The sequence below is a fragment of the Aliivibrio sp. 1S128 genome (assembly GCF_001691065.1).
In the GTDB taxonomy this organism is placed as follows: domain Bacteria; phylum Pseudomonadota; class Gammaproteobacteria; order Enterobacterales; family Vibrionaceae; genus Aliivibrio.
In genome coordinates this window covers 1-878 of the sequence record NZ_MAJV01000071.1, presented here as the reverse complement: position 1 = coordinate 878, position 878 = coordinate 1, and the positions used below count along the sequence as shown (strand labels likewise).

At 40.7% G+C, this 878-nt stretch carries 1 pseudogene; it reads left to right on the top strand.

Going from position 1 to position 878, the window contains the following annotated elements:
• A pseudogene (locus tag A6E03_RS20260) lies at positions 1 to 878 on the top strand (hypothetical protein); the annotation flags it as partial.

The following is an 878-nucleotide window of genomic DNA, read 5'->3' as shown; positions in this document are numbered from 1 at the left end:
GAAGAAGCGTTAGAGAAACACTCTGAACTAAAAGAAAAATACCATTTTACGCCCAGTGATGAGCAGAAAACCGTTTGGGAAAAGAATACTCTCTTCAGTGATGAGGTTAATTGGAATGAGTTAGATGAATTTCTTACTCAACACTACACCCAACTTAAAGATCAAGATAAGCGTATTGCCATGCTCTATCAAGATTTTATGGAGGCGTTTGAGCAGCTTGGAACGGATCCATTCGTCATTGGTATTGATAATCAAGATGAAGACCACCTCACTTATTTATTAAGTGTAATCAGCCAATATTTACAGGTAATAAAACAAGCGGTGAATACCGAGAAGGAGTATGCAACCCTAGAAATTGCACTTTCCCTCGATTCGCCAAAAACACTGTTTGCATTAGCGTCATTGGGTTTTTCAAACGACAACTTACAAGCACTTAATGATCATGTGGAAGAGTTGAGTAATCACCTTATTTCAACCAATAGTTCAGGTGATATGGGGGCATTATCGGGAGCGATAGCGAGTTGGGGCGGCTTTACTGATGATATTCGAATTCAAGATAATAAATGGTTTAAAGTATTAGCTGAGCCTGTGCAGTTAAGTTTTATTGCTCTGCAAAATGCAGTGACAGGCCAAGCTAAAGAGAGTTGGAGAGGGATAGCGAATTTACTGTTTCCACATCAAATGAACACTGCAACAACGCCTCAAGATATGATCAGTAATTTAAGGTTGGTCATATTAGAGGCGTTGGTTAACCCCGAGGCAATAGTGATACATAACCCAGATTATCCTGCACACTTTGCCGCGTGGCAGCGAAAGATTAATGCAGAAGTGATGATCATTCGTCAAATTAGCCAGCCTCCATCAGGGCAACCGACACC